The organism is Bartonella sp. CE47NXGY (genome assembly GCF_042195415.1).
In the GTDB taxonomy this organism is placed as follows: Bacteria; Pseudomonadota; Alphaproteobacteria; order Rhizobiales; family Rhizobiaceae; genus Bartonella.
Genome location: NZ_JBHIOI010000215.1, coordinates 1 through 764 on the forward strand (window position 1 = coordinate 1; position 764 = coordinate 764).

A 764-nucleotide genomic window follows, 5' to 3' on the forward strand; every position below is an offset into this window, starting at 1 on the left:
CTTTTGCGCTTGAAGAAGCGTTTCTGACACGCAAAAATTATAAAGTCATCTTTTGTATTGCTTTCATTGTGGCTGCTTTAAGAATGGCTCTTCGCTTCGTACCCATGTTGCTTGGGTGGAAGTTGGCGGAGTGGGAAGGGGATGTCGTGGCAGCTCTCTCGTTAATTATGGAGCTTATATCATGGTTTATTTTTTTGTTCATCCCTGTTGCCTTTGTGGTTCGTATCATTTTCACGGTTCTGTTGAAAGAAAAGATCGATATGTTGGAGCAAGCAATCTGGAAGCGGAGAAAAACCGCTTCTCAACAAAACAGCGCATGAAGGGGCGGGGAAAATGATAGATATTAAAATAATGGATATTGTTGTTGTACTCTCGTGGGGTGTGGGCTTGACGCTTTTCACGCTGCTTTCTGCCGTGGTCATGATGTTTATTTGGGCATTGTATTACTCTACTTTCAAGCGGGTGAGGCTGTATTGCCAAGTGACAAAAGAATTAAGCCGCGTGCTTGAACAACCTGTCGTTTTTGAGCCGTCTAGTGGGGAAATGCCGATGATTAAGCCGTTATCTGAGGAAAAAGAGTTTTCTCTTTCTGATGAAGAAATCTTAACGATGGAAAGTGCAACGGCGCTTTTAAAGAGTTTGGGGTGGAAGGTGGAAATTGAAGGAAAAGGAGATCATTTGGCCACCTATTATTTACCAGATCGTGAAGTGCAGTTTCTTTATAATGCTGAGAAGGGGTATCCGCGATTTGATTGTGCAATTGC

At 42.9% G+C, this 764-nt stretch carries 1 protein-coding gene and 1 pseudogene; both read left to right on the forward strand.

From position 1 onward, the window contains the following. The coding region (locus ACFIL3_RS10730; RefSeq protein ID WP_375682275.1) for a hypothetical protein at nucleotides 1-320 on the forward strand (320 nt) is incomplete at its 5' end. A gap of 28 nt (nucleotides 321-348) precedes the next feature. Then, nucleotides 349-764, forward strand: a pseudogene (locus ACFIL3_RS10735) (hypothetical protein); the annotation flags it as partial.